Here is a 25669-nt window from a genome sequence, read left to right as displayed (position 1 = left end):
GACCCGCCCGCTCGAAGAGGACGGTGGCGGCGCCGGCTCAATCGCGCGGCGGTGTCACCCGGTAACCCGCCTCGGTGGCAGTGACCTCGGTGGCTGCCCGAGCGGGCCGGCCGCAGCGCCGTTCGCACCCGGACCAGTGCTGCCGCCCCGCCGTGGTGATATCGGCGGCCTCGACCGGAGTGGCCGACCCGCCTGCCCCGGGGACCTCCGTCCGGCCCGATTCGACAGCGGCCGCGGCGTCGGCCCGGACGTCGGTATGCGATTTCGCGCACCCGGGCGCCCCCGCGCAGGCGGTGATCCGCAGCCACGGTGAGGCGGCGTCGAAGATGAGGCCCATCGGCGCCAGCACCCGGACGACCTGTTCGGCGGGCCACTCCTCCAGATCGGTGAGGATCAGGCTCCGCCACGGAGTCAGGAGGATCGGGCGTTCTACGGCGGCGAGGAATTCGGCGGTACGGGCGGGCAGCGAGCCCAGCCGGACACCCGCGCCCAGCGCGACGAGACCGTCGCGCTGGGGCAGCCAGCCGATCGGCGGGTCGGCGGGGCCGGCGAATTCCAACCGGTCCGGCCCGGGTTCGAGTCCCAGCAGCGCGGCCAGCCGGGTGGGGCCGTCGGCGATTTCGTGCAGGCGCCACTGTCCGTCGGCAAGTGTCAGGAATCCGTGCGCGGCCGCCAGCAGCACCTCGGGCGCTTCGGTGGTGGTCACGCGGATACCGCTGTCCCGCCCGGCGAGCAGGAGGGCGGACCGGTCGCCGTCGAGCAGGTGCAGGCCGATATCGGGGCCGAGCGGGGTCACATCACCGCGGCCGTCGTCGAGGGTGAACAATACCCGGCCCGGCAGCTCGGCCAGCCGCGGCGCGCCCAGCAGTCCCCGGTCCAGCGCGTGTACCAGCGGCCGAAGATCGGGATGGTCACCGACGCGGCCGGACAGCGGCGAGGCGATGATATTACGGACCCGCTCATGGGTCCGGCTGGGCAGCAGTCCGGCGCCGGCCAGCCGTGCGGCGAGCGCGTCCGCGTCGCGCACCCGGCGCAATTGCACATTGCCGCGCGAGGTCAGTTCGATATTCCCGTCGCCGAGCTCCTCGGCGGCCGCGGCGAGTGTCTGCAACTGCTCCGGCGCGAGCGTTCCCCCCGGCACCCGGATCCGGGCCAGTGGGCCGTCGGCGGCCTCGTGCAGGCGCAGGACACCGGGGCAGGAGTCGGGATCGGTACGAGCCATGATCCGACCAGCTTACGGGCGGCGGAGCGGGCCGGTTTCAGCGCACCGCCTGGGTCTGGGTCACCTTCGCGACCAGCTTGCCCGCGTCGTCGCGGACCTCGGTCTCGACCACGATGAACGACCGCCCGGCGTGCAGCGGACGCGACGACGCCTCGGCATGGCCCGACCGCACGGCGCGCAGGAAATTGGTCTTCGATTCGACGGTGGTGGTCGCCTGGGCGCCCTCGGGCAGATTGAGGAACGCGCAAACCGCCGCGGTGGAGTCCGCCAGCGCCATCAGCACTCCGCCGTGCAGCGCACCGCCCAGTGTGCACAGTGTCTCGTCCCAGGCGATGCGGCTGCGGACCAGCTCGGGGCCGTGTTCGAGCACCTCGATGCCGAGGCGTTCGGTGAAGGGCATGGATCGGTGGAACAGCTGGGTACCCGCGTCATCGGCCATGACAGAAGCAAACCCGGAACGAGGGGTGGTCGGCAAGCGCGTACACGCGGGCGCCGCCCGGTGGTCTCCCGGCACGGTCGTGTCCGCGGCCGGGAGATCCCGCGGACTTCCGGCCCCTGGATCGGGCTCTCCGCGAGGCCGGCCGGGGACGGCCCGGAGTTCCGCCGGCGGTGCCGCGCGCCGGTGTGGTGACCGGCGCCTGCGGCGGTCGCGGTAGCATCCGGGGGCTCGACGGGTGACGAGGAAACCGGTGGAACTCCGGTGCGGTCGCGCCACTGACACAGCCAGACCCTCTCCGGCGAGCACACAACCCCCCACGGGCGCGTCACCCCAGGAAGGTCATCGCTGTGATTCTGCTGCTGTCCACCTCCGATACGGATCTGCTGAGCGCGCGCGCCAGCGGCGCCGAGTACCGGTGGGCCAATCCGGCCCGATTGCTGGTGGAGGATCTGCCCGGCCTGCTCGCGGGCACCGACCTGGTGATCGTCCGGATCCTCGGCGGCAAGCGGGCCTGGGAGGACGGCCTGGCCACGGTGCGGGCGAGCGGGGTGCCGGTGGTGGCGGTGGGCGGCGAGATGGCCCCCGACGCCGAACTCATGGAGTGCTCGACCGTGCCGGTCGGTGTGGCCGCCGACGCGCACAACTACCTGGCGGCCGGCGGACCGCGGAATCTGCGCCAGCTGCACAACTTCCTCTCCGATACCGTCCTGCTCACCGGGCACGGGTTCGAACCGCCGGTGCAGTTGCCCGCCTGGGGCCGGCTCGAACGCGTCGCGCGGCGTCCCGAACCGGTGGCCGGGAAGCCCACGGTCGGCGTCGTCTACTACCGGGCCCAGCATCTGGCCGGGAACACCGGCTATATCGACGCGCTGTGCGGCGCGATCGAGGAAGCCGGCGCGGTGCCGCTGCCCGTCTACTGCGCCTCCCTGCGCACCGCCGAACCCGACCTGCTGGCCACCCTCCGGCAGGCCGACGCGCTGGTGGTCACCGTGCTGGCGGCCGGCGGCAGCAAACCAGCGCTGGCCACGGCGGGCGGCGACGACGAGGCCTGGGATATCGGCGCACTGGCCGAACTGGATGTACCGATCCTGCAGGGCCTGTGCCTGACCGGCGGCCGCGCGCAGTGGGAGGCCAACGACGACGGGCTGTCGCCGCTGGACGTGGCGACCCAGGTGGCGGTCCCGGAGTTCGACGGCCGGATCATCACGGTGCCGTTCTCCTTCAAGGAGTTCGACGAGGACGGACTGTCCACCTACGTGCCCGACGCCGAACGCGCCGCCCGGGTGGCCGGGATCGCGGTGCGGCACGCGCGGCTGCGGCATATCCCCGCCGACCGCAAACGCCTGGCGCTCATGCTGTCGGCCTATCCGACCAAACACGCCCGCATCGGTAACGCCGTCGGACTCGATACGCCGGCCAGCGCCATCGCGCTGCTCACCGAATTGCGCTCCGCCGGATACGATCTCGGCGCCGCGGGCGAGGTGCCGGGCCTGGAAGAACGCGACGGGGACGCGCTGATGCACGCGCTGATCGCCGCCGGCGGGCAGGATCCCGACTGGCTCACCGCCGACCAGCTCGAGGGCAACCCGGTGCGGATCGGCGCCGACGTCTACACCGCCTGGTTCGAGACTCTGCCGCAGGAGCTGCGCACCGCGGTCGTCGAGGCGTGGGGACCACCGCCGGGTGAGCTCTATGTCGACCGTTTCACCGATCCGCGCGGTGAGATAGTCATCGCCGCACTGCGATTCGGCAATGTGGTGCTCATGGTGCAGCCGCCGCGTGGTTTCGGCGAGAACCCGGTCGCCATCTACCACGACCCCGATCTCCCGCCCAGCCACCACTATCTCGCCGCCTACCGGTGGCTTTCCGCCGATGCCGAGGCCGGCGGTTTCGGCGCGGACGCGATGGTGCACCTGGGTAAGCACGGCAATCTGGAATGGCTGCCCGGTAAGACCCTGGGCATGTCCGCGGCGTGCGGTACCGACGCCGCCCTGGGTGACCTGCCGCTGATCTACCCGTTCCTGGTGAACGATCCGGGGGAGGGCACCCAGGCCAAACGCCGCGCCCACGCCACCCTGGTGGATCATCTGATCCCGCCGATGGCGCGTGCCGAGAGTTACGGCGATATCTCCCGTCTCGAGCAACTGCTCGACGAGCACGCGAACATCTCCGCGTTGGACCCGGCCAAACTGCCCGCCATCCGGCAGCAGATCTGGACGCTCATGCGCGCCGCGAAGATGGACCACGATCTGGGGCTGGCCGAACGCCCGGACGAGGAATCCTTCGACGATATGCTGCTGCACGTCGACGGCTGGCTGTGCGAGATCAAAGATGTCCAGATCCGCGACGGCCTGCACATTCTCGGCCGCGCCCCGGCCGGTGACGGCGAGGTCGACCTGGTCCTGGCCATGCTGCGCGCCCGGCAGTTGTGGGGTGGGGAGCAGTCGGTGCCGGGGCTGCGGGAGGCGCTGGGGCTCAGCGAATCCGGTGGGGAGGCGCGGGAGCGGGTCGATACGGTCGAGGCGCGTGCCCGGGAACTGATCGTCGCGCTGCAGGCCGCCGGGTGGGCGCCCGAGGCCGTGGACCGGCTCGTCGACGAGCACGCGAACGAACTGTTCGAAACGGCCGGCGGCGATCGCGCGGCGGTCGCCGCAGTGCTGCGTTTCGCCGCGACCGAGGTGGTCCCGCGGCTGCGCGGGACCGGCGTCGAGATCGACCGGGTACTGCATGCGCTGAACGGCGGTTTCATCCCCGCCGGCCCGAGTGGTTCGCCGCTGCGCGGTCTGATCAATGTGCTGCCGACCGGCCGTAACTTCTACTCCGTGGACCCCAAGGCCGTACCGTCGCGGCTGGCCTGGGAAACCGGGCAGGCCATGGCCGAATCACTGCTCGAACGCTATCGGGCCGACCACGGCGAGTACCCGCGCTCGGTGGGCCTGTCGGTCTGGGGCACCTCGGCCATGCGCACCTCCGGCGACGATATCGCCGAGGTACTCGCCCTGCTCGGCGTGCGCCCGGTCTGGGACGAGGCCAGCCGCCGGGTCACCACCCTGGAGGTGATCGACCCCGCGGAACTGGGCCGGCCGCGCGTGGACGTGACGGTACGGATCAGCGGATTCTTCCGCGACGCCTTCCCGCATGTTCTGGCGCTGCTCGACGACGCGGTCCGGCTCGTGGCCGATCTCGACGAACCCGCGGAGACCAACTACGTCCGCGCCCACACCCGCGCCGATCTCGCCGAACACGGTGACGAGCGCCGGGCCACCACCCGTATCTTCGGGTCGAAACCGGGCACCTACGGCGCCGGACTGCTCCAGCTGATCGATTCCAAGAGCTGGCGCACCGACGATGATCTCGCGCAGGTATACACCACGTGGGGCGGCTACGCCTACGGGCGCGATCTCGACGGCGCTCCGGCGGCCGACGATATGCGTACCGCGTACCGGCGGATCGCGGTGGCCGCGAAGAACACCGATACCCGCGAGCACGATATCGCCGACTCCGACGACTACTTCCAGTACCACGGCGGGATGGTCGCCACGGTGCGCGCGCTGACGGGGAAGAGCCCGGAGGCCTATATCGGCGACAGCACCCGCCCGGACGCGGTCCGCACCCGCACGCTGTCGGAGGAGACCACGCGCGTCTTCCGGGCCCGGGTGGTCAATCCGCGCTGGCTGGAGGCCATGCGCCGGCACGGTTACAAGGGCGCTTTCGAGATGGCGGCCACCGTGGACTACCTGTTCGGCTACGACGCGACCACCGATGTGATCGCCGACTGGATGTACGAGAAGCTCTCCGAGAGCTATGTGTTCGACGAGACGAACCGCAAATTCATGGAACGGTCCAACCCGTGGGCGTTGCACGGTATCGCCGAACGGCTGCTCGAGGCGGCCGAACGGGGGATGTGGGCGAGTCCGGAGCCCGACACGCTGGACCGGCTGCGCCAGGTGTACCTGGAGACCGAGGGCGAGCTGGAATAGGCCGGCGTCAGAGGGTCCAGCTGCTCTGCACGAAATAGTCGCTGGTGGCGAAGATGATCTGCGCCGGTGTCTGCTGCTGGTCGATGCCGAACGCGACCAACCCGTGGCGGGGCTGCCCCGGCTCGAGGAACCCGGCCGGGAATTCGCCGGGAACGTCGGTCAGCGGATACACCGTCGTACCCTCGGCGGTCACCATGCGCAGGTCGAGGGTCGGCAGGAAGTAGGGGTTGCCCGCGGTCTGCTCGGCGGTCACGTGGTAGACCAGCACGCGCTGTCCGTCGGCGCGCGGTTCGACCACCGCGTCGGCGGGGTCGATCGTCACGGCCATATCGCCGCCGGTGTGGACCGGGAAGGTGGTACCCAGCGGTCCGGAGGGCACCGAATCCTGTTCGGCCGCCACCGGCGGTTCGGGGATCACCGGTCTCGGTTCGGCGCCGGCTGTGGTCGCGGAGACCAGCGGGAGAACGACGGCAGCGGCGGCGAGCACGGTCTTTTTCACGGTGGGTCCTTCGGGGTCGTCGGCGCCCGGGGCGCGGTATCGGTGCCGGCACGCCGTTGGCCGGTCGGGCGGTCGGCGTCGCTGGACGCCGTGTCCGGGCGGGCCGCAGCCGTTGGTCACGGGGGGGCGGCGGCCCTTCGCGAGCCTAGAAGCCCCGCGGCCGCCGACACACCCGGGGAAACCGATCTTGCCGAACATGTGATGTTCGATCTTGCCGAGACCGCATCGTGACCCGGGGCGAGCGAGCGACGCGCAACGACAGATCACACGGTGTTTCCGCCGGTCGGCGTGGTGTCGTCGAACAGATCCCCGGCAGCCGCCACCGCCCGGGCGAGTACCGCCGGGTCGGTCGCCAGTCCGCCCACGATCTCGTCGACGGCCCGTAGCCCCGCGCGGTCCAGTAGTCGCTTCTCGTTGGTGACCCACTCCCCGCGAGCCGCCAGCACGGCGTGTGCTGTCTGCGCGGCGGCGGTGGCCAGCGCGCCGGCGACTTCTGTCGCCTGCCCGCGCCGGACGTAGGCGTCGCGGGCGTAGCGCAGTGTCATGGTCGCGCGGTCGCGCCATATCGGCGGTGCCGTGCGGCGTAACGCGGCCGGGTAGACGGGACGGGGCAGAGCGCCGTGCAGAACCTGGTTGACGGCGAGTTCGGCGACCACGAGATAACTGGGGATCCCCGCGAGGTGGAACATGAGCGGTTCCCAGTGGAAGCGACCCTGCCGGGACTCGCCGAGTTCGTATTCGACGACGTCGAGGTCACGATAGTGAACGTCCACGTGCCGGTCGTCGATCACGAGCCAGGCTCCGCCGTTGAACACGCCTCCGCCCCAGCCACCGACCTCGGAGACCTCACCCGCCCAGCCGACAGCGCGCAGATCCGCCGGGTCGAAATCGCCCCGGTAGTAGACCGCGAAGTCCCAGTCGCTGTCCGGGGTATGGGTGCCCTGCGCGCGCGAGCCGCCGAGGGTGACGGCGTGCACCGCCGGCAGGGCCGCCAACCGGTCGGCGACATGGGCGAGGAACTTTTCGTCGGTCACAGATATCCGTTCATGGCATGGGGGATTCGGTGGTCGCCGGTCGGCATCGCCGGACCGGACTCGCTGCCGTTCGCCGGGATCGCGGGCCGAAAAGTTCACGGCCGCAGACCCGGGAGGTCACCGGAATGGTATCGAGAGCCCGCACTGTGCGGGCGCCCGATACCGGCGATCCCTCGTCACCAGGGCACGGGGCCGTCCTCGCCGAACATGCCCGCCGTGGGGCCGTCGGCGCCGAGGGTGGCCAGGCGCACCAGCACCGCGGCGCCTTGCGCGACCGTGAGGAAGCCGGTGTGGTTGTTGCTGTCCGTGTCGACGTAGCCCGGGCAGGCGGCATTGACGAGAAAGCCGTCCTTGCGCAGTTCGTTGGCGTAGTTCACGGTCAGCGCCGCCAGCGCGGACTTGGAAGGGTTGTAGGCGGCCGAGGGCAACAATCCCGCGAAAGGCCCGTCCGGGTCGCTGATCAGGGTCAGCGACGCGGCATGACTGCTCACATTCACGATGCGCGGCGCCGTTGACCGCCGCAACAGCGGCAACATCGCGTTGGTCACCGCGATAACCCCGAACACATTGGTCTCGAACACCGCGCGGACCATCCGCAGATCGACAGTGCTGGGCACCTGATCGTAGGCGTCCTGCGGCGAGATCTGCCCGGAGCCGGTGATTCCGGCATTGTTGATCAGCACATCGAGACGGCCGAAACGCTCCTCGATCTGTTTCGCCGCCTCCGCGACTCCGGCCGGGTCCGTGACATCCAGGACAACAGCATGTACGTCGCCACCCGCCGCGCGCAGCGTCGCCGCGGCCTCCTCTCCCCGCTGCGGATCTCTGGCGCCGAGCACCACGGTCGTACCCAGCGCGGCGAGTTGTTCGGCGGCCCCGCGCCCGATCCCCTTGTTCGCTCCGGTGATCAGCGCGACTTTCCTGCCGGTGTTCTGCTCGCTCATGGTCGGACTCCTTGCTTCGTCGTGTATCGAACGAACACAAGACGCCGACCGGCCGAACTCCATAACAGAGCGGCTGTATGTCGTAGGTCACCGATCGACGGATTCGGTCGATCTCCGCGCGGGCACCTCGGCCCCCCGGATGAGGTGCGCTCGGGCCGGGCCGCTGGTTGCGGCTCGTCGGCCGTCAGCGACGGTGGTGGGATTCGTCCACATCCGGGGGTGGCGCGGGTTGCTGGGCGCGTAGCCGGGCTTCCAACCCGTCCAGCAGGCACAGCAGCCCGAAATCGAAGCCGAGCGCATTGCCGACCGCGGAATCCTCGGGCTTGAGCGTCCGGTAATCGGCGCGCATCTCCGGATAGTCCGCGCTGAGTTCGTCCAGCATCCGCATCACCTGGCCACTGTCCACGGGGCCACCGTGGGCCTTCTCCATCGCGATCAGCGGCACGACCTGGCCGAGTACGAAACTGGTGACGGTGCCACTGGCCAGGTAGACGTCGAAGCCCCGGAAACCCGCTTCGGTGAAGGCTCGGCGCAGCCGCTCGGTCAGCCGGAAGGCCTGCGGGCCGACACTCGGTATCTGGAAAATGAGCGTCGCCGCCCATGGATGCGACAGCAACGCACCGCGGAAGTTGTAGGCGAAGGTGCTGAGCAGTCCGCGCAGGCCGGAGGCGGATTCCAGCCCGCCCTCGTCGATCGAACCCCAGATCTCGTCCAAGGCCAGTTCGAGAAGTTCATTCTTGTTCGCCACATGCCAGTACAGGCTGGTGGCGCCCGCCCCGAGTTCGGCGCCGAGTCTGCGCATGCTGAGCCCCTCGAGACCCTCTTTGTCCAGGACTGCCAGTGCGGCGCGCACGATCTGGTCCCGGCTCAGGCCCGAGGTCCTGGTCCGGCGGGGTGCACGGGTCCACACACTTCTGAACTGCTCGGTCACCCCTTGATCTTAAACGCACTCGCACAGCGTTCGATACTGTCGTACAGTGTGCGAGTGAACTCGAACACTGTACGAGATCCCCGCCGCTGGCTGATTCTCGCCGCGCTGTGTCTCGCTCTGCTGGTGCTCATGATCGACAGCACCGTGCTCACCATCGCGATCCCCTCACTGATCCGGGAACTCGACGCGACCCCCTCCGATATCCAGTGGATTCTGGATTCCTATGTGCTGGTCTTCGCCGGGCTGCTGCTCACCGCGGGCAGCCTGTCCGACCGGTTCGGCCGCCGGCTGATGCTGATCCTCGGCCTGATCGTGCTGGGGGTGGGTTCACTGGGCGCGGTCCTGGCCACCGAACCCTGGCAGGTCGTCGCCGGCCGGGCCGTCATGGGTGTGGGCGGCGCCCTGCTGATGCCCTCGACGCTGTCGATCCTGATGACCACCTTCGACGAGAGCGAACGCCGGATGGCGCTGGCCGCCTGGTCCGCGGTGTCGATCCTCGGTATCGTCGCCGGTCCGACGCTGGGCGGTCTGCTGCTGCAGCACTACTGGTGGGGCTCGGTCTTCCTGCTGAACATCCCCGTGGCCGTCCTCGCCATCGCGGCCGCTCTGGTGCTGATGCCGGAGACCACCGGCGAACAGCGTCCGATCGATGCGGTGGGCGTGGTGCTGTCGATCCTCACGCTCGCCTCGACCGTGTACCTGATCATCGAGCGCGAGTGGAACCTCGCGGTGCTGATCCTTGCGGTCGTCTCCGCCGCCGCGTTCGTCCTGTGGGAACGCCGGCAGGAGCATCCGATGCTGCCCCTGGGGCTGTTCGCGAACCGCGATTTCACCGGTACCTGCGCCACCGTGCTGCTGATGGTGTTCGGTATGGGCGCGGTCATGCTGATGCTCACCCAGTACCTGCAGTTCGTCCTCGGGTACGGGCCGATGAAAGCAGGTCTGGCCCTGCTGCCCTACGCGCTGGCCGGCGCGGTATGCAACGGGCTCGGCGCCACCCTCGGCAAGAACCTCGCTAACAAGACGCTGATCGTGGCGGGATTGTCGGTTATGGCCGCCGCCTTCGCGATACTGGCCGCCGGTACCGGCTATCTGTGGGTCCTGGCCGCCATGCTGGTCATGGGTATCGGCGGCGGTCTTGCCGGCCCGGCCGCCTACACCGCCATCATGAACGCCATTCCGCTGCGGCACGCGGGCGTCGGCTCGGCCCTGAACGACACCCTGCAGCAGGTGGGCATGGCGTTGAGTATCGCCATCCTGGGCAGCGTACTGGCCGGCGTCTTCACCGCGCGGATGCCCGCCGACGCGCCCGGGGCCGCCCGGGAATCCATCGGCGCGGCATTCGAACTCGGGTACGCCGACGCCGCGAAGACAGCGTTCACCGACGCGGTGTCGGTGGGGGCATGGGTGGGTGCCGGGTTCACCGTGGCGGCCGCCCTGCTCGGGGCGCTCATCCTGCGGGCCCGCCCACAGCCGGCCGGGAGCGAAGAACCGGCCGTGGAAATCCCGGTACGCAATCCGTGACGCGCGACCACGGTCGGCCTACCGTGTAGCAATGAGCTGGGACCAGCTGGCGCAGGCCAAATATGTTTCGCTGACCACCTACAAGAAGGACGGCTCGCCCGTCGGGACGCCGGTCTGGGTGGCCCCCGACGGCGACCGCCTCCTGGTGTGGACGAACCCGACCTCCTGGAAGGTCAAGCGGATCCGCCGCAACCCCGAGGTGACCCTGCAGGTCTCGGACAGCAGGGGTCGCACGAAGGGTGGGGAGGTACTGCCCGGCGCCGCCGAGATCCTGGACGCCGCGGGTACCGAGCGCACCCGGGAGGTGGTCGGCCGGAAATACGGCCTGATCGGCAAGCTCATGATCCGCGGTCACAAACTGCTGCGCGGGGCGGACGGGTCGGTCGGGGTCGCGATCACCCAGCGATAGACCTCGGCGGCCGAGCGTGCCGGGGCCCGGGTTCGCTCGGCGCCACGGCTCGAGGCGATCGGGTCACGGCGGACATGGTGAATCGTGGACAACAATCCCGGACCTGGCTAGCGTGCGCGAGGGACCGGCCGGGGCAGACCCGGCCGGCGCATCGAGTAGCGAGGTTCCGGATGCACCCGTTCCGCAAGGCCGTGGAGGAGCGCGATACCGCCGCCATCGAAGCATTGCTGGCCGACAATGTGGTGTTCACCAGCCCGGTGGCGTTCAAGCCGTACCCGGGTAAACCCATCACCGCGGCCATTCTGCGCGGTGTGCTGCGGGTGTTCGAGGATTTCCGCTACATCCGGGAGATCGCCGATCCCGGCGGCCGCGACCACGCGTTGGTATTCGAAGCGACGGTCGCCGGTAAGCGGCTCACCGGGTGCGATTTCCTGCACTTCGACGAAAACGGCAAAATCGACGATTTCATGGTGATGGTGCGTCCACTCTCGGCGGCGTCCGCGTTGGCCGAGGCCATGGGCGCGCAGTTCGACCGGATCCAGAGCGAGGCGATCGCCGCGAGTACGGAGTCGTAGTAGCGCACCGGTACGGGGACATGGAGGGCGCCGCCGGGCAGGAACCCGTAGGCACCGCACCTGCCCGGTAGGTCCGGTCGATCAGCTGGTGAGCGGCGACCCGTTGGGCTGCAGCGCGGGCCCGACCGCCCGCAGCGTGCCGGGTTTGCGGCCCTTGCCCCAGCCGATCTGCGCGCGATAGCTGCCCAGCAGCCCGTTGCGGGCCAGCTCCTCCTGGTCACCGGCCATCGAGGATTCCGGTTCCGGGGTGGTGCGTGGGGAGACGAACAAGGCGTCGGCCGGGCAGTTCGCCTCGCACTGGAAACAGGTCTGGCAGTCGCTGTGCCGGCTGATCACCGGGATGCCGTCGACACCGCGGTCGAACACATTGGTGGGGCACACGGCGATGCACTTGTCGCAGGCGATGCAGCGCTGCGCGGACACGAGTTCGATCACGACGCCACCGCCGCGGGGATCGCCACCTGTTCCGGCCGCACCCAGATCCGGTCCAGCCCGCCGGTGATCAGCCGATGATGCAGACCGGGGTCCTGGTCGGGGAAATCCAGCCGTTTCGCCATGCCCCGGGTTTCGGTGCGGGCCAGCGCCGCCCGGTACATCCAGCGGGCGTGCGCGGTCATCGCCGCGGCCTGCCGGGTGCGCACCCGCTCCGCGCCGTCGCCGCCGAGGGATTCGCGGATCTCCGACCAGAGCGCGTCCAGGACGGTCAGCGATTCGGTGAGTACGCTGCCGCGCCGCAGATAGTTCTTGTCGTAGGGCAGTACCTCGCGCTGGACGGCAGCCACCACCTGCCGCGGATCGTAATCGATCCGGCGGCCTTCGGGCCGGGCACCCGCCTCGCCGATTCCGGTCACCCGGCGCCCTGCCGCACCGGCCCCGAGCGACAGGGCGTACCGGGCGGCGCCGCCACCCGCCCAGGTACCCGAGGAGATCGCCCAGGCGGCATTGTGACTGCCGCCGCCGGTGAAACCGCCGCAGATCAGTTCACGGGTCGCGGCGTCGCCGGCCGCGTAGAGGCCCGGCACACTGGTACCGCATTCGTCGGTGACGAGCCGGATACCGCCGGTGCCGCGGACGGTGCCCTCGGCGATCAGGGTGATCGGGAATTTTTCCGTGAACGGGTCGATGCCGAGCCGGTCGAAGGTGAGGAAGAAGTTCGGCTGGGCCCGCCGCATGGCGGCCCGGGCCGGTTCGTCGGCCTGATCCAGGCGGCAGTAGACCTTGTCGCGCAACAGTTCCGCCGCGATGGGGGAGCGGTTGCGGCCGCCGGCGCCCTCGAGCACACTGCCGTCGGCGCGGTAGAAGGTGGCGAAATGATAGAACGCCGTCTTGGTCACCGAGGTGCCCTCGGGCGCGATGCCATAGGCGTTCGAGAATTCCATCCCGGACAGTTCGGCCCCGGCCTCGACCGCGAACAGCGCGCCGTCACCGGTGTTCACATCGCAGCCCAGCGCCTTGGATTGGAAAGCGCACCCGCCGGTCGCCAGCACCACCGCACCGGCCCGGACCCGGTAACTTTCGCCGGCCTGGCGCCGGTAGCCCGCGGCCCCGGCGACCGCGCCCGCCGTGTCGACCAGGAGTTCGGTGACCGGGCTGTGGTCGAGGATCCGCACACCGGCCCGGCGTACCCGGATCCGCATCCGCCGCATGTACTCCGGCCCCTGCAGTCCATTGCGCAATTGCTTTCCGTCCGGCCCCACGGGGAAGGGAAACCGCGCCTGGTCGGCGAGTTCGTTCAGCCGCTCGTAGGTTTCGTCGAGAACCCGCTCCGACCAGCGCCGGTCGGCCAGATAGCCGCCCAGGTCCGCGCGGCTCGCGATCGCGGCCTCGCGGGCGACCGGGTCCGGCGGGACGTACCACACGCCGGTGCCGGCCGAAGCGGTGGCGCCGCTGGTCCCGCAGTAGCCCTTGTCGGCGAGCATCACGTCCGCGCCGGCGCGTGCCGCACGCAGCGCCGCCCAGGTGGCGGCGGGGCCACCACCGATCACGAGTACATCGGTGCTCAGCTCGTGCACATCCGTCATTCGAATCCCTCGTTCGGCGACCGCGTCCACCTCGGCGCAGCGCGGGTCACAGTGACGAATGCCAGGCTGCACCCGGGCCATCCGGCGGACAACGATTGGAATCGCGGGTAGTGCAAATCTCGTCGCCGACGGCCGGCGTCGTCATGATCACGCCATGCGTAAACGTGTGCCGGCCTTGCTCTTCGCGCTGCTCGCGGCCGTCTCTCTGGTGTCGGCATGCGGCACCTCGTCGGAAGCCCGGACGACCGAGGACGGCCGGACCCTCATCCGGTACCAGGGCTGGGCCGGCCAGGTGACCTATCCCGAGCTCGCCGCCGATCTGGGCTATTTCGACAAGGTGGCGCTGGACTGGGTCGGCAATACGACCAGCGGCCCGCAGGACATCCAATCCGCGGCCACCGGCGCCACCGATATCGGCGGAGCGTTCAACGGCGCCGTCGTGAAACTCGCCGCCGCGGGTTCTCCGATCACCTCGGTGATCAGCTACTACGGCTCGGACAAGGAAAACTTCACCGGGTACTACGTACTGGACAACAGCCCGATCCGCAGTGCCCGCGATCTGATCGGCAAGAAGTTCGGGGTGAACACCCTCGGCGCACACCACGAATTCGTGGCCCGTGAGTGGCTGGCCCGGCAGGGGCTGTCCAACGACGAGATCGACCGGGTCGAATTGACCGTGGTACCGCCGGTCAATGCGGAACAGGCGCTGCGGCAGGGCCAGATCGATGCGGTCGCGCTGTTCGATATCTGGCGGGACGAGGCGGTGGCCCGGGGCGGGGTCCGGCCGCTGTTCACCGACGGCGACCTGTTCGGTGCGTTCAGCTACGGCACCTATATCGTTCGCGACGATTTCCTGGCCCGTAACCGCGACGCGGTCGCGGATCTGACCCAGGGCACCGCCCGCGCGATCCGCTGGGCCCAGACCACCCCGCGTGATCAGGTGATCGCGAAGTTCAAGGACATCATCACCCGCCGCGGACGTGAGGGCGAGAGCCCCGACAAAGCGAACTACTGGAAGAGCACCGGTGTCGCCGGGCCCGGCGGTGTCACGCGGGAGCAGGAGATCCAGCTGTGGATCGACTGGCTGGTCCGCAACGGTGAGCTGGAGAGCGGGAAGCCGTCCGCGAAGGACCTCTACACCAACGAGTTCAATCCCTATGCCAACGGCACCTATCCGGAGAACGCCGGACCGGACGGCAAGGTGGTCGGGTAGCGCGGCCGACCCGAACGTATGACATCCACCTGGATAAGGCTGCGTCCGCTGCTGCCCACAGTTTTCCTCCCGTCCGCGGTGTTCGGTATCGGCCAGGGCGCCGGTTCCCCCGTGATCGCCCTGACCGCCCGGGATCTCGGCGCCTCGGTGGGCGTGGCCGGGGTGATCGTGGCCCTCGTCGGGCTCGGCGCGGTACTGGGCGATCTTCCGGCCGGGCGGGTCGTGGCCCGGTTCGGCGAGCGGCGGTCGATCATCGCCGGATCGCTGATCGGCAGCACCGGGGTACTGCTGTCGCTGCTGGCCTGGACGCCCGCGGTGCTGGCGGTCGGCGCAGTGCTCACCGGGGTCTCCAACGCGGTGTGGGGGCTGGCGCGGCAGAGCTATCTCGCCGAGGTGGTCCCGGTCGAGATGCGGGCCCGGGCCATGGCGACCTTCGCGCTGATGTGGCGGCTGGGCTTTCTCATCGGCCCCTTCGCGGGGGCGCTGGTGATCCTCGGGGTGGGGACCCGTGGCGGATTCGCAGTACAGCTGGCCGGCGTGATCGTCTCCGGTTATCTGATGTCGCGGGTGCCCGATCCGCCGCGCGCCCACGACGCCCCGGCCGGCGGAGTGTCGCTGGGCACGATCCTGCGCCGGCACCGGCGGCTGTTGGCGACACTGGGCACCGGATCACTGCTCATGGGCGCGGCCCGCGCTTCCCGGGAGGCGGCGCTTCCGCTGTGGGCCGACCATATCGGCCTGGACGCCGCGTCGGCGTCGCTGGTGTTCGGTCTCGGCGCCGCGTTCGATCTGCTGTGTTCGTATCCGGCCGGGCAGCTGATGGACCGTTACGGCCGCCGGTTCATCGCGGTACCGTCGCTGCTGATCATCGCGCTGTCCTATTTCCTGCTGCCGCTGGCCGGCGATGTGTGGACCATCGGTGCGGTGGCCGTGATCATGGGGATCGGCAACGGTTTCGGTAACGGCGTGATCATGACCCTGGGCGCCGATGTGGCCCCGGCCGCCACCCGCGCGGAATTCCTGGCGGCCTGGCGGCTCACCCATGATTTCGGGATGTTCCTCGGGCCGTTGGCCGCCGGGGCCGCGGCCACCGTGGTCGCGCTGGGTGTCGCGGTGGCGGCTCTGGGTGTGGTCTCGGTGACCGGCGCCGCGGTGATGTTCCGCTACATCCCGCGATTCGTTCCGGCTCCCGGTCGTTGCGCACCCGATCTGGTCGCGCGATAGCCCGCGCTTCCGGCCAGGGCGCACCACCACGTCGGCTCCGGCCATGAGGTAGCGGTGGGCGGCGATACGAACCCCGCGGACACGCGAATTTTCTGCTTGCTAATCTGTGCAAATAGCAGGGCGACCGGAAGGCGGGAGCGATGCCGGGTTCGAGTAGGCCTCTCTATCAGATGAAAGCGGAGTTCTTCAAGACACTGGGGCATCCGGTGCGAATCCGGGTGCTGGAGTTGCTCAGTCGGCGTGAGCACGCGGTATCGGAGATGCTGAACGATATCGATGTCGAGGCGGCGAACTTGTCCCAGCAGCTGGCCGTGTTGCGGCGGGCGGGTCTGATCACCAGCCGCCGGGAGGGTTTGTCGGTGATCTACGAGCTGACCTCGCCGCAGGTGGCACAGTTGCTGACCACTGCGCGGGCCATCTTGACCGGGGTGGTGGCGGGCCAGGCGGAGGTTCTGGAACAGCCCGCCTGACAGCCGGTCGTCCGAGGCCCCCACGGCAGATGCCGGGTCGCCGGCGATATCATCCTGCTTGATTGCATAATTTCCTACATAGTCATCTAGTTGTTCACGGAGGAGATGGTGGTGGAGACCGATCACATGCTCGGGACAGCAGCGGTGGCCGCGCCCACCGGTCATGCGCAGATCCTGGCCTGGGTGGCCGAGGTGGTGGATCTGACGGCACCGGAGGATGTCGTGTGGTGCGACGGGACCCGGCAGGAGTGGGATCGGTTGACCGCGCGCCTGGTGGACAAGGGCGCCTTCGTGGCATTGTCGGCGAAGCCGAACTCGTTCTGGTGTGTCTCCGATCCCGAAGACGTGGCGCGGGTGGAGGACCGCACGTTCATCTGCTCACGGGATCGCCGCGACGCGGGGCCGACGAACAATTGGGTGGATCCGGTCGATATGCGCACGGTGATGACCGAGCACTATCGCGGCGCGATGGCCGGGCGCACCATGTATGTGATCGCGTTCTGCATGGGTCCACTCGACGCCGGGGACCCGAAATACGGTGTGCAGATCACCGATTCGGAATACGTCGCGGTCTCGATGCAGATCATGGCCCGCTCCGGGACACCGGTGTGGAACAAGCTCGGCGAGACAGCGGAGTTCGTCAAATGCCTGCACTCGGTCGGCGCGCCCCTGGGCCCGCGGCAACCGGATGTGGCGTGGCCGTGCGACCACACGAAGTACATCGCACACTTCCCCGAGGATCGCACCATCTGGAGTTACGGCTCCGGCTACGGTGGCAACGCCCTGCTGGGCAAGAAGTGCTTCGCGCTGCGGATCGCCTCGGTTCTGGCCCGCGACGAGGGGTGGCTGGCCGAGCATATGCTGATTCTCAAACTCACCTCACCGCAAGGCCGTACCCATTATGTGGCGGCGGCGTTCCCGTCCTCGTGCGGTAAGACCAACCTCGCCATGCTCGAACCCGCGCTCGATGGATGGAAGGCCGAAACGGTCGGCGACGATATCGCCTGGCTGCGGTTCGGCGCCGACGGGCGCTTGTACGCGGTGAACCCGGAGGCCGGGTTCTTCGGTGTAGCGCCGGGCACCGGCGCGAAGACCAACCCGAACGCGATCGTCACCATCGAGCACGGCAATTCGATTTTCACCAACACCGCCCTCACCGACGACGGTGACGTGTGGTGGGAAGGACTCACCGACACTCCGCCGTGGCATCTGACCGATTGGCGCGGCAACGACTGGACCCCCGAGTCGGCGACCGGTCCGGCCGCGCACCCGAACTCGCGGTATTGCACCCCGATCGAACAGTGTCCGTCGGTGGCCCCGGAATGGGACGACCCCACCGGGGTCCCGCTTTCGGCGATCTTCTTCGGTGGCCGCCGCGCCACCACGATCCCCTTGATCGCCGAATCCTTCGACTGGACTCACGGAGTGTTCACCGCCTCGGTGCTGTCCTCGGAGACAACCGCTGCGGCCGCGGGACAGGTCGGTGTGGTGCGGCGGGATCCGATGGCAATGCTGCCTTTTCTCGGTTACCACGTCGGTGACTACTTTGCGCACTGGCTGCGCCTGGGCGACACGGCGGACCCGGCGAAGCTTCCGAAGATATTCCAGGTCAACTGGTTCCGCCGCGATACGGACGGTCGGTTCCTGTGGCCCGGATTCGGGGACAACATCCGGGTGCTCGAATGGGCGCTGGAACGGATCGAAGGCACCGCCGCCGCGGACTGTACCGCTGTCGGCTACGTCCCGCTGCCGCACTCACTGGACCTGTCCGGGTTCTCCGATACCGAAAAACGCCGAGTCTACGCCGCGCTGGAGGTCCACCACGACGAATGGGCCGACGAGGTCGCCTCGATCGAGGACTGGTACGCGAGCATCGGCTCCGACACCCTGCCCGCACCACTGTGTGACCAACTCGCGGCGCTGAAGAACCGTCTGGCCCACATTCCGGCGCGGGCCGCCGGGGCATCGTGACCCGGCGCGCGCTACTGCCCACCCCGGCGGACTGGACACCCGCGCTGCGTAGCCCCGGCCCGGATCTGCTGGCCGGTGTCATCGTCGCCCTGGTCGCCCTGCCGCTGGCCCTGGGTTTCGGGATCAGCTCCGGGCTCGGCGCTGCCGCGGGGCTGGCCACCGCGATCATCGCCGGCGTCGTGGCCGCTGTCTTCGGTGGCTCCCGCTTCCAGGTCTCCGGCCCCACCGGCGCCATGACGGTCGTGCTGCTGCCCATCGTGGCCGAACACGGCGGCCCCGGTGTCCTCGCCGTCGGATTGATGGCCGGTGTCATGCTGGTCGTTCTCGCGCTGGCCGGAGTCGGTCGCGCGGTCCGTTACATGCCTGCCCCGGTAATCGAGGGATTCACCGCGGGCATCGCCGTGGTGATCGCCTTGCAGCAGGTCCCGCCGGCCCTCGGAATCGCCGACGCCGAGGGCGAAAAGATGTGGCAGCTGGCCTCCGACGCCATCTCCCACTATCTCGATCATCCCGACCCCGTCCCACCGGTGACCGCCCTGCTGGTCGCCGCCGCCGTCCTGGTCGGCGGACGTTACCTGCCAAAACTGCCCTTTGCGCTCGTCGCGATCGTGGTCGCCACCGTCGTCGCCGGAGCGGCCGGGCTCGACCTCATCCGCATCGGGGCACTGCCCGCCGGGTTACCCGCTCCATCCCTCGGGTTCCTCGACCCCACCCGGCTCGGGTCGCTCATCGCGCCCGCGCTGGCCGTCGCTGCGCTCGCCGCCCTGGAATCACTGCTGTCGGCCACCGCCGCGGACTCGATGTCGGTGGGTACCCGCCACGATCCCGACCGCGAACTGTTCGGCCAAGGCCTGGCCAATATCGCCGCACCACTGTTCGGTGGTGTCCCCGCCACCGGCGCGATCGCCCGCACCGCGGTCAACGTCCGCTCCGGCGCGCGCACCCGCCTCGCCGCCCTCACCCACGCGGTCGTCCTTGCCGCCCTGCTCTACCTCGCCGCCCCCCTGGTCGCCCACATCCCGCTGGCCGCTCTCGCCGGTGTGCTATTGGCCACCACGGTGCGGATGGTCGAAACCGCGTCCTTGGCCGCGATCGCTCGCACCTCCCGCGGTGACACCGCGATCATGGTGATCACCTTCGCCGCCACCGTCGCCTTCGACCTCGTCACCGCCGTCGCCGTCGGTGTCGGGATCGCGGTCCTGATCGCCCTGCGCACGGTCGCTCGCGAAGCACGCCTGCGCCGACTTCCCCTGGACGAGAGCGACCACCTCACCGAAGAACATGACCTGCTCCGCGACCACATCGTCGCCTACCGCCTCGACGGCCCCCTGTTCTTCGCGGCCGCCCATCGCTTCCTGTTCGAACTCGCCCACGTCTCCGACGTCCGCGTCGTCATCTTGCGCATGTCGCACCTCACCGCCCTCGACACCACCGGAATTCTCGCCCTCGAGGACGCCATCATCGAACTCCGGCGCCGCGGTATCACTGTGCTCATGTCCGGTCTGCGCGCCGAGCACCACCACCGCCTCGCCGCCTTCGGCGCCCTCCCCGGCCCCGACCACCTGTTCACCCACACCGACGACGCGGTCGCCTACGCCCGCGGCCACCTACCCGACGCTGTGGGCCGATGAGCCCTCCCGGCTGCTCGTCGAACCCGCTCAGCCCACCGGCAGCGGTGGTGCGGGCGGGAAGGTGACGGGGAGCGCGGCGAGGGTGCGGTGCAGCGCGCCCGGTCGCCAGACCAGTTCCGCCACCGGGACCGCGAGCCGCAGTTCGGGCAGCGCGTCGAGCAACTGGTCGATGGCCTCCTGCGCGATCAGATAGGCGGTCGGCTGGGCGGGGCAGGCGTGCGGTCCGGCACCCCAGGCCAGATGCGACCGGTTGCCGGCGTGGTGACCGGTCCCGATCTCCGGATCCTTGTTGCATCCCGCGAGACCGATCACCACCGGCTGATGGGCGGGCAACCAGACGTTGTCGACCAGAGTGGGCTGCCGCGGATAGGTGACACTGGCATTGGGTAGCGGCGGATCGTCGAACAGCACGTCGTCGAGCGCGTCCCGGGTCGCCAGCGCGCCGCCGAGCATCTCGTCGGCGAACCTGTCGTCGGTGAGGATCAGGCACAGGGTGTTGATGATCAGGCTCTGCATCGGCCCCATGCCGACGCCGTAGAGGGCGACCACCTGATGGGTCATCTCGGTCGCGTCGAGCGCCGCGGAGTGGTGCAGCAGCCGGGTGGTGACATCGTCGCCCGGTGCGGTGCGTTTGGCGTCCACCAGTTCCTGCACCGCCTCGCCGAACAACAGGTTCCCTTTCTCCGCGTCGACGCCGTCGAAGATGGCGGCGGTCGCGGCGGCGGCGCGATCGCTGATCTCGGGTGGGCAGCCGAGCATTGCGTTGATGACCTCGAAGGTCAGCGGGAAGGCGTACTGGGCGACCAGATCGGCCGAACCGGACTCGCAGAACCTGTTGATCAGGGGTGCCGCGCAGCGTTCGACGGTCTCACGCAGCCGGTGTAGATCCACTCCGGCCAGCGCCGCGGTGACGGCGCGCCGGTAGCGCGTGTGCTCGGCGCCGGCACTGCGCGGTGCGTTCGGCCGGTACTGCAGTACCGGCAGCACCGGGCAGTCGGCGGGGACGGTCTTCTCCCAGTGGCGGGGATCGGCGGGAAACCGGTCCGGGTCGTTGAGAATGCGGAGCGCCGCTCGGTATCCGATCACCAGGGTGGCGGGGACGCCGGGCGCCAGCTCCACCGGCACCAGGGTGCCGTGGCGTTCCCGCATCTCCTGGTAGGCGCGGTGCGGGTCGGCGGTGAATTCGGCGCAGTACAGCGGGTATCGCTCTTCATCGCCTCGACCGGGGCCCAGAGGTGACGGCACGGGGTCGGGCGGCGTGTTCATGGCGTGCTCCAAGCATATCGGCAGCCAACGCCAGAGCGAGGCAGAGACGTTGGCCCGGGGAACTGTTTCGGCCGGTCCGCTGCGCTGCGGGCACCAAGATCATAGGTCACTTCCCGCGTGGAAGGTTGCGCCCGGGTTGCCGTAGGTGGGCACAATGCCCATCGACTTTCGACAGTCGGTGTCATATTGTCGATCTACGGCAAAGGTGCAGATACGGCGCGTGATACGGAGTATCCCATGGGCAAATTGGATGGCAGGACAGCATTCGTCACAGGTGCCGCGCGGGGCCAGGGGCGCTCGCACGCAGTACGTTTTGCGCAGGAGGGCGCCGATATCATCGCCGTCGACACCACGGCCGAGGTCGCCAGCGTCCCGTATCCGCTGGCCGATGCCGCCGACCTCGCGGAGACCGTCCGCCTGGTAGAGGCCGCCGGTCGCCGCATCGTCGCCCGCGACGCCGATGTCCGTGATCTCGCCGCGCTGACCGCGGCGGTCTCCGCGGGAGTGGCGGAATTCGGTCGGCTCGATATCGTCGTCGCCAATGCCGGTATCTCCAGTCCGGCACCGACGCTGGAGATGAGCGAAGACGTCTGGCAGGACATGATCGATATCAACCTCACCGGGGTGTGGAAATCGCTCAAGGCCGCCGTTCCGCACATCATCGAGGGCGGCCGGGGCGGCTCGGTGGTGATCACGAGTTCGCTGGCCGCATACCACGCCAACGAGAACACCGCCCACTATGCGGCGTCCAAGGCCGGCCTGGTGATGCTGATGAAGGTGCTCGCCAAAGAGCTGGCCCCGCACGATATCCGGGTGAACACCGTGCACCCGACGACCGTCGCCACCCCCATGATCCTCAACGACGCCACCTATCGCCTGTTCCGGCCGGATCTGCCGAACCCGGACCGCGCCGATTTCGAAGAGGCGGCCCGCGCCCTGAACCGGCTCCCGGTGGTTGCCCTGGAGCCGGAGGACATCACCGCCACGGTCCTGCATCTGGTCTCCGACGACGCCCGCTACATCACCGGGACCACTCAGCAGATCGATGCCGGTGGGGCCCTCTGAACGCCGAGCGCGGATAGCCGTCCCGTTCGTTTCCGTTGCCCCCGCGCACCGGTTCCGCAACCATGGTCTCGGGTACGGTTCGAGCGCCGGAGTGCCGCGTAACCGGGCGCGGTGCCGGCGCCGCAGTCGGGTCGGTCGCCTGCCGGGATATATGAGCCATTCACCGTGCGGATCGTCAGAAACGGGCCACCAGGCGTGATCCGCCTTCCGCACACCGAACTGCCGGAGCGGGGGCCGGGCGGCCGCCGCCGCAAGGACTTCGCAAGGTTTTCTCGAGCGCGCCCGATAGGTTTGCGGATATGAGGCACGGAGTTGTCCGCCGGGTGCTGCTCGGCGCGGGGTGGTGTGCGCTGCTGGCCGGAACCTTCGGCCTGGCCCTCTATCTCGGGGGCTGGCAGCGGCGGGAACTGATCCTGCTGGCGGCGGGAGCGACGTATCTGATGCTGGGCGCCGTGGCGGCCCTGCTGCTGTTCCTGGCCGCGCGCGGATGGCGCAGCGCCGCGGCGGCGGTCGTCGTGCTCGCCGGGGTGCTGTGGACCCAGCTGCCGCTGTTCGTTCCGGACAGTCGGGCCGCGGCCGGCGCCGAACTGACCGTGCTCCAATCGAATCTCCTGTTCGGTGGGGCGGATACGACCGCGCTCGTGACCGCCGTCCGGGAGCGCGGTGTCGATGTGCTCACCGTGGACGAGCTCACCCCCGAGGCGGTCGACGCGCTGAGCGCGGCAGGTCTGGGCACGCTGCTCCCGCACAGCTACCTGGATTCCGGGCCCGGGGGCGGCGGCACCGGTATCTACAGCCGGTACCCGCTGTCGGATCCGGTGCGGCATCAGGGGTTCGTTCTCGGCAACCTGTCCGTGACGCTCATCCATCCCGCTCTCGGACCTGTCGCAGTGCACGCCTTCCACCCGCTCCCGCCGACCGCCGACGCCGCCGTCTGGGCGAAGGAGATGAGTGCCGTCGACGCCGTTCTGCGCGAATCACCGGGCCCGGCGGTGGTCGGCGCCGATTTCAACGCGACCAGCGACCACGCGGCCTTCCGCCGCCTGGTGAGCGGCGATTTCGCCGCCGCCGCGGAACAGGCCGGCGCGGGACGGCTGCTCACCTATCCGGCCGACCGAACCTGGGGTCCGCTGATCGGAATCGATCATATTCTGGTATCCGGCGGCACCACCGAGCACATCAGTACATTCACCCTCGCGGGTACGGACCACCGCGCCGTCGTGGCCCGCCTCCGGCTCACCCCCTGATCCGCCACCGCGCGGTCTCCCTTCCCTCGTAGATCCAGGAGAGAGCATGTATTCCGGCACCCGTCTGCGTACTGTCACCGGCACCGTGGTGATCGCCCTCGCGGCCGGCCTCGGTTCGGTCGCCTGCAGCAGCGACCGGTGGTGCGAATTCGACGCCACCGATACCAAGGTCGCCGATTCCTATTGCGAGAAAGGAACTCCCGGCTATGAATGGGAGCCCGACAGCGACGGCAAGAACAACAGCAAGAAGAAACCCAGCAAACCCACCACCTCCAAACGCAAGCACTGAGTGTTCGCGGCCGGCCCGTGCCCCTGAAAACCGGTGTCCCGGTCGCGAGTCGGTGAGTGCCCACCACAGGCGGTCGCTACCGGGAGTCGAGCGCTTCGATCACCCGGTGGGTGGCGGCGACCCGGGCGGGTATCGGGATGTTCCGGTTCATCAGCACGACGACGGCAATGGAACGATCGGGTACGAAAGCGACGTAGGCACCGAATCCGCCGGTGGACCCGGTCTTGTCGAACAATACCGGGCCGGCGGGTCCCCCGGCCGGTGTCACCGGCTGCGGCCGGTTGACGATCTCGGCCGAGTTACCGGCCTGTAGCGTCTCGGGCGAGGTGGGGTAGTCGAAGCGTTCCCACCCCAGCGCCTGTGTCATCGGGCCCACCCGGTAGTAGCCGTGCCGGGTCGCGTTCAGTGACCCGCGCATGCCGAGCGGAGCTCGCCGGTGGTCCATATTCGCCGCGACGAAGGACAGCAGGTCGGCAGCGGTCGTCTTCAGACCGTAGGCCTCGGTATCCCCGGGGCCGGGAGATACCCGCACCGGAGCACCCGATTGCGCATTCCCCCAGGCGTAGTCGTCCTGGCGCGGTGCCGGCACATCGAAGTAGGTGTGCCGGAGGCCGAGCGGTTCGAGCACCTCGCTGCGCATCGCGTCCTCGAACGACCGGCCGAGTGCCGCGCCGGTCACCTGTCCCAGCAGGGCCATGCCCGGGTTTCCGTAGAGACGCGTGGTACCCGGCCGGTAGGTCGGGTGCCACTGCTGGAAGTAGTGCCACATCTCGGCTTCTGTGGTCACCTCGGCTGGGAACTGCTGCGGCAGACCACCCGCGGTGTAGGTCGCGAGATCTCTGATCCGCGCGCTGTCGATCGGGCGATCGCGGAGCTGCGGCAGGTACCGGCCGGGAGTGGCGTCGAGGTCGAGGCGCTGCCGGGCCGCGGCGGAACCGGCCAGCAATGTGGTGAACAACTTGCTGATCGAGCCGACCTCGAAGATCGTGTGCTCGGTGACCGGGCGGTCACCGCCGGGTGCGGTGGTGCCGAATCCGAAGAGCCGCGTCCGGTCCCCGTGGATCACCCCCACGGCGATACCGGGAATCCCGTGGGCCTCGCGCAAAGCCGTGAAGGTCTCGTGCACGATGGTGTCCAGCGGATCGGCGGCTGCCGCCGGGGCGGGTGATTCCCCGGTGCACGCGGCCATGAGTAGGCCTGCGAGCAGGACGGCTGCCGCCCGGACCCACCGCGCGCCATCGGACACCCACGCCCCATCGGCGCGGCCCGGGCGCGGATGCCCGGCGCGATGCCCCGGCCTGCGCCCGCCGGATTCGTACGCTGCCTCGATATCTCGAAACCCCATGGGTGGCACGGTAGGCGAACGGCCCCGCGCCACCGGCTCGAGCACCGCGGTGAGGTCTTCCCGGTTGCCTGATCCGGCACCGGCCCGTACCTGAGCACTGCGGGCGCCGAGCGGTGCTTTTCTTCTGTTGTCGGCTGCTTCTACCGGTATCGATAGCCGGTGAACATCGATTGGACGCCGTAAAATAGAATGACCGGCGTTTCTGATTTCTGAGAGGTTGCCGGTGTCGCGGGTCCCGCACGAGTACGTCGCCTTCGCGAACCGTCTGTCCGGCTATGTCCAGACCTACGTCCAGAAGGTCCGGGCCGAAGTCGACGGTCTGATCGGTACCGGCACCGGGACCGGACCGGAGAAGCTGGTGGCCGGGGAC

General features: G+C 69.3%; 22 protein-coding genes. 12 read left to right on the top strand and 10 right to left on the bottom strand.

Annotated features, from left to right (window positions below):
* Nucleotides 1-37: 37 nt before the first annotated feature.
* Together cobG and ON38_RS13830 are read right to left on the bottom strand one after the other, a co-directional pair.
* Complete coding sequence (cobG, locus tag ON38_RS13835; protein WP_039825189.1) at nucleotides 38-1222, bottom strand: precorrin-3B synthase; 1185 nt, start codon at nucleotides 1220-1222, stop codon at nucleotides 38-40.
* 37 nt (nucleotides 1223-1259) lie between these two features.
* Entirely contained in the window at nucleotides 1260-1661 is a 402-nt protein-coding gene (locus ON38_RS13830) for a PaaI family thioesterase (protein WP_039825188.1), read from the bottom strand.
* Between the two features lie 347 nt (nucleotides 1662-2008).
* On the opposite strand from ON38_RS13830, the gene cobN reads away from it, so the two are divergent.
* Nucleotides 2009-5641, top strand: a complete 3633-nt coding sequence (gene cobN / locus ON38_RS13825; RefSeq protein ID WP_039825187.1) for a cobaltochelatase subunit CobN — start codon at nucleotides 2009-2011, stop codon at nucleotides 5639-5641.
* 7 nt (nucleotides 5642-5648) lie between these two features.
* Here cobN and ON38_RS13820 read toward each other — a convergent pair whose 3' ends face one another.
* From ON38_RS13820 to ON38_RS13805, 4 genes are all read right to left on the bottom strand, one after another.
* Nucleotides 5649-6140, bottom strand: coding sequence for a hypothetical protein (locus ON38_RS13820; protein WP_039825186.1), 492 nt, complete (start codon nucleotides 6138-6140; stop codon nucleotides 5649-5651).
* 263 nt (nucleotides 6141-6403) lie between these two features.
* A complete protein-coding gene (locus ON38_RS13815; protein WP_218000779.1) occupies nucleotides 6404-7180 on the bottom strand; it encodes a nucleotidyltransferase domain-containing protein in 777 nt (258 codons plus the stop codon).
* 170 nt (nucleotides 7181-7350) lie between these two features.
* On the bottom strand, nucleotides 7351-8118 hold the full coding sequence (locus ON38_RS13810; protein ID WP_039825184.1) for an SDR family oxidoreductase: 768 nt from the start codon (nucleotides 8116-8118) through the stop codon (nucleotides 7351-7353).
* A 184-nt stretch (nucleotides 8119-8302) separates the two neighbouring features.
* Nucleotides 8303-9049, bottom strand: coding sequence for a TetR/AcrR family transcriptional regulator (locus tag ON38_RS13805; protein WP_051164718.1), 747 nt, complete (start codon nucleotides 9047-9049; stop codon nucleotides 8303-8305).
* 54 nt (nucleotides 9050-9103) lie between these two features.
* Here ON38_RS13805 and ON38_RS13800 point away from each other — a divergent pair, with 54 nt between their 5' ends.
* The 3 genes from ON38_RS13800 to ON38_RS13790 all read left to right on the top strand — a co-directional run bounded on the left by ON38_RS13800 (nucleotide 9104) and on the right by ON38_RS13790 (nucleotide 11557).
* On the top strand, nucleotides 9104-10573 hold the full coding sequence (locus ON38_RS13800) for an MFS transporter (protein ID WP_039825183.1): 1470 nt from the start codon (nucleotides 9104-9106) through the stop codon (nucleotides 10571-10573).
* Between the two features lie 31 nt (nucleotides 10574-10604).
* Nucleotides 10605-10982, top strand: a complete 378-nt coding sequence (locus ON38_RS13795; RefSeq protein WP_039825182.1) for a PPOX class F420-dependent oxidoreductase — start codon at nucleotides 10605-10607, stop codon at nucleotides 10980-10982.
* A 170-nt stretch (nucleotides 10983-11152) separates the two neighbouring features.
* Nucleotides 11153-11557 carry a nuclear transport factor 2 family protein gene (locus ON38_RS13790; protein ID WP_039825181.1) on the top strand — a complete coding sequence of 135 codons (405 nt, stop codon included), beginning with the start codon at nucleotides 11153-11155 and terminating at the stop codon, nucleotides 11555-11557.
* 81 nt (nucleotides 11558-11638) lie between these two features.
* Here ON38_RS13790 and ON38_RS13785 read toward each other — a convergent pair whose 3' ends face one another.
* Complete coding sequence (locus ON38_RS13785; protein ID WP_039825180.1) at nucleotides 11639-11992, bottom strand: 4Fe-4S dicluster domain-containing protein; 354 nt, start codon at nucleotides 11990-11992, stop codon at nucleotides 11639-11641.
* Nucleotides 11989-13578 carry an FAD-dependent oxidoreductase gene (locus ON38_RS13780; RefSeq protein WP_039825179.1) on the bottom strand — a complete coding sequence of 530 codons (1590 nt, stop codon included), beginning with the start codon at nucleotides 13576-13578 and terminating at the stop codon, nucleotides 11989-11991. Before ON38_RS13780 ends, ON38_RS13785 begins: the two co-directional genes overlap by 4 nt.
* Nucleotides 13579-13732: 154 nt before the next feature.
* Here ON38_RS13780 and ON38_RS13775 point away from each other — a divergent pair, with 154 nt between their 5' ends.
* From ON38_RS13775 to ON38_RS13755, 5 genes are all read left to right on the top strand, one after another.
* Nucleotides 13733-14791, top strand: a complete 1059-nt coding sequence (locus ON38_RS13775) for an ABC transporter substrate-binding protein (protein WP_039825178.1) — start codon at nucleotides 13733-13735, stop codon at nucleotides 14789-14791.
* A gap of 18 nt (nucleotides 14792-14809) precedes the next feature.
* Complete coding sequence (locus tag ON38_RS13770; RefSeq protein ID WP_039825177.1) at nucleotides 14810-16015, top strand: MFS transporter; 1206 nt, start codon at nucleotides 14810-14812, stop codon at nucleotides 16013-16015.
* A gap of 140 nt (nucleotides 16016-16155) precedes the next feature.
* Complete coding sequence (locus ON38_RS13765) at nucleotides 16156-16485, top strand: ArsR/SmtB family transcription factor (protein WP_039825176.1); 330 nt, start codon at nucleotides 16156-16158, stop codon at nucleotides 16483-16485.
* A 126-nt stretch (nucleotides 16486-16611) separates the two neighbouring features.
* Nucleotides 16612-18456 (top strand): phosphoenolpyruvate carboxykinase (GTP), encoded by a 1845-nt coding sequence (locus ON38_RS13760; RefSeq protein WP_039825220.1) that lies wholly within the window; start codon nucleotides 16612-16614, stop codon nucleotides 18454-18456.
* Nucleotides 18450-20087, top strand: coding sequence for a SulP family inorganic anion transporter (locus ON38_RS13755; RefSeq protein WP_051164717.1), 1638 nt, complete (start codon nucleotides 18450-18452; stop codon nucleotides 20085-20087). The genes ON38_RS13760 and ON38_RS13755 overlap by 7 nt, the downstream gene beginning before the upstream one ends.
* A gap of 27 nt (nucleotides 20088-20114) precedes the next feature.
* On the opposite strand, the gene ON38_RS13750 is transcribed toward ON38_RS13755, so the two are convergent.
* Nucleotides 20115-21353: a cytochrome P450 family protein gene (locus tag ON38_RS13750; RefSeq protein ID WP_039825175.1), complete on the bottom strand. Its 1239-nt coding sequence runs from the start codon at nucleotides 21351-21353 to the stop codon at nucleotides 20115-20117.
* Between the two features lie 237 nt (nucleotides 21354-21590).
* On the opposite strand from ON38_RS13750, the gene ON38_RS13745 reads away from it, so the two are divergent.
* The 3 genes from ON38_RS13745 (at nucleotide 21591) to ON38_RS13735 (ending at nucleotide 23954) form a co-directional block, all read left to right on the top strand.
* The gene (locus tag ON38_RS13745) at nucleotides 21591-22418 is read left to right on the top strand and encodes a mycofactocin-coupled SDR family oxidoreductase (protein WP_039825218.1); all 828 of its coding nucleotides are present in this window, start codon (nucleotides 21591-21593) and stop codon (nucleotides 22416-22418) included.
* Nucleotides 22419-22717: 299 nt separating this feature from the next.
* On the top strand, nucleotides 22718-23665 hold the full coding sequence (locus tag ON38_RS13740) for an endonuclease/exonuclease/phosphatase family protein (protein WP_039825174.1): 948 nt from the start codon (nucleotides 22718-22720) through the stop codon (nucleotides 23663-23665).
* A 46-nt stretch (nucleotides 23666-23711) separates the two neighbouring features.
* Nucleotides 23712-23954: a hypothetical protein gene (locus ON38_RS13735; RefSeq protein WP_051164716.1), complete on the top strand. Its 243-nt coding sequence runs from the start codon at nucleotides 23712-23714 to the stop codon at nucleotides 23952-23954.
* A gap of 76 nt (nucleotides 23955-24030) precedes the next feature.
* On the opposite strand, the gene ampC is transcribed toward ON38_RS13735, so the two are convergent.
* Complete coding sequence (gene ampC, locus ON38_RS13730) at nucleotides 24031-25299, bottom strand: class C beta-lactamase (RefSeq protein WP_083872667.1); 1269 nt, start codon at nucleotides 25297-25299, stop codon at nucleotides 24031-24033.
* Nucleotides 25300-25669: the final 370 nt, after the last annotated feature.

The sequence above is a fragment of the Nocardia testacea NBRC 100365 genome, assembly GCF_000308775.1.
In the GTDB taxonomy this organism is placed as follows: Bacteria; Actinomycetota; Actinomycetes; order Mycobacteriales; family Mycobacteriaceae; genus Nocardia; species Nocardia testacea.
Note: the sequence above shows the minus strand (reverse complement) of the source record. Positions and strands in the feature narration are given on the sequence as shown.

Excerpts from the sequence above, each read along its gene's own strand:
- cobG (WP_039825189.1), bottom strand. The coding sequence starts at position 1,222 with ATGGCTCGTACCGATCCCGACTCCTGCCCCGGTGTCCTGCGCCTGCAC.
- ON38_RS13830 (WP_039825188.1), bottom strand. The coding sequence starts at position 1,661 with ATGGCCGATGACGCGGGTACCCAGCTGTTCCACCGATCCATGCCCTTC.
- ON38_RS13810 (WP_039825184.1), bottom strand. The coding sequence starts at position 8,118 with ATGAGCGAGCAGAACACCGGCAGGAAAGTCGCGCTGATCACCGGAGCG.
- ON38_RS13795 (WP_039825182.1), top strand. The coding sequence starts at position 10,605 with ATGAGCTGGGACCAGCTGGCGCAGGCCAAATATGTTTCGCTGACCACC.
- ON38_RS13790 (WP_039825181.1), top strand. The coding sequence starts at position 11,153 with ATGCACCCGTTCCGCAAGGCCGTGGAGGAGCGCGATACCGCCGCCATC.
- ON38_RS13780 (WP_039825179.1), bottom strand. The coding sequence starts at position 13,578 with ATGACGGATGTGCACGAGCTGAGCACCGATGTACTCGTGATCGGTGGT.
- ON38_RS13775 (WP_039825178.1), top strand. The coding sequence starts at position 13,733 with ATGCGTAAACGTGTGCCGGCCTTGCTCTTCGCGCTGCTCGCGGCCGTC.
- ON38_RS13770 (WP_039825177.1), top strand. The coding sequence starts at position 14,810 with ATGACATCCACCTGGATAAGGCTGCGTCCGCTGCTGCCCACAGTTTTC.
- ON38_RS13765 (WP_039825176.1), top strand. The coding sequence starts at position 16,156 with ATGCCGGGTTCGAGTAGGCCTCTCTATCAGATGAAAGCGGAGTTCTTC.
- ON38_RS13760 (WP_039825220.1), top strand. The coding sequence starts at position 16,612 with ATGCTCGGGACAGCAGCGGTGGCCGCGCCCACCGGTCATGCGCAGATC.
- ON38_RS13750 (WP_039825175.1), bottom strand. The coding sequence starts at position 21,353 with ATGAACACGCCGCCCGACCCCGTGCCGTCACCTCTGGGCCCCGGTCGA.
- ON38_RS13745 (WP_039825218.1), top strand. The coding sequence starts at position 21,591 with ATGGGCAAATTGGATGGCAGGACAGCATTCGTCACAGGTGCCGCGCGG.
- ON38_RS13740 (WP_039825174.1), top strand. The coding sequence starts at position 22,718 with ATGAGGCACGGAGTTGTCCGCCGGGTGCTGCTCGGCGCGGGGTGGTGT.
- ON38_RS13735 (WP_051164716.1), top strand. The coding sequence starts at position 23,712 with ATGTATTCCGGCACCCGTCTGCGTACTGTCACCGGCACCGTGGTGATC.
- ampC (WP_083872667.1), bottom strand. The coding sequence starts at position 25,299 with ATGGGGTTTCGAGATATCGAGGCAGCGTACGAATCCGGCGGGCGCAGG.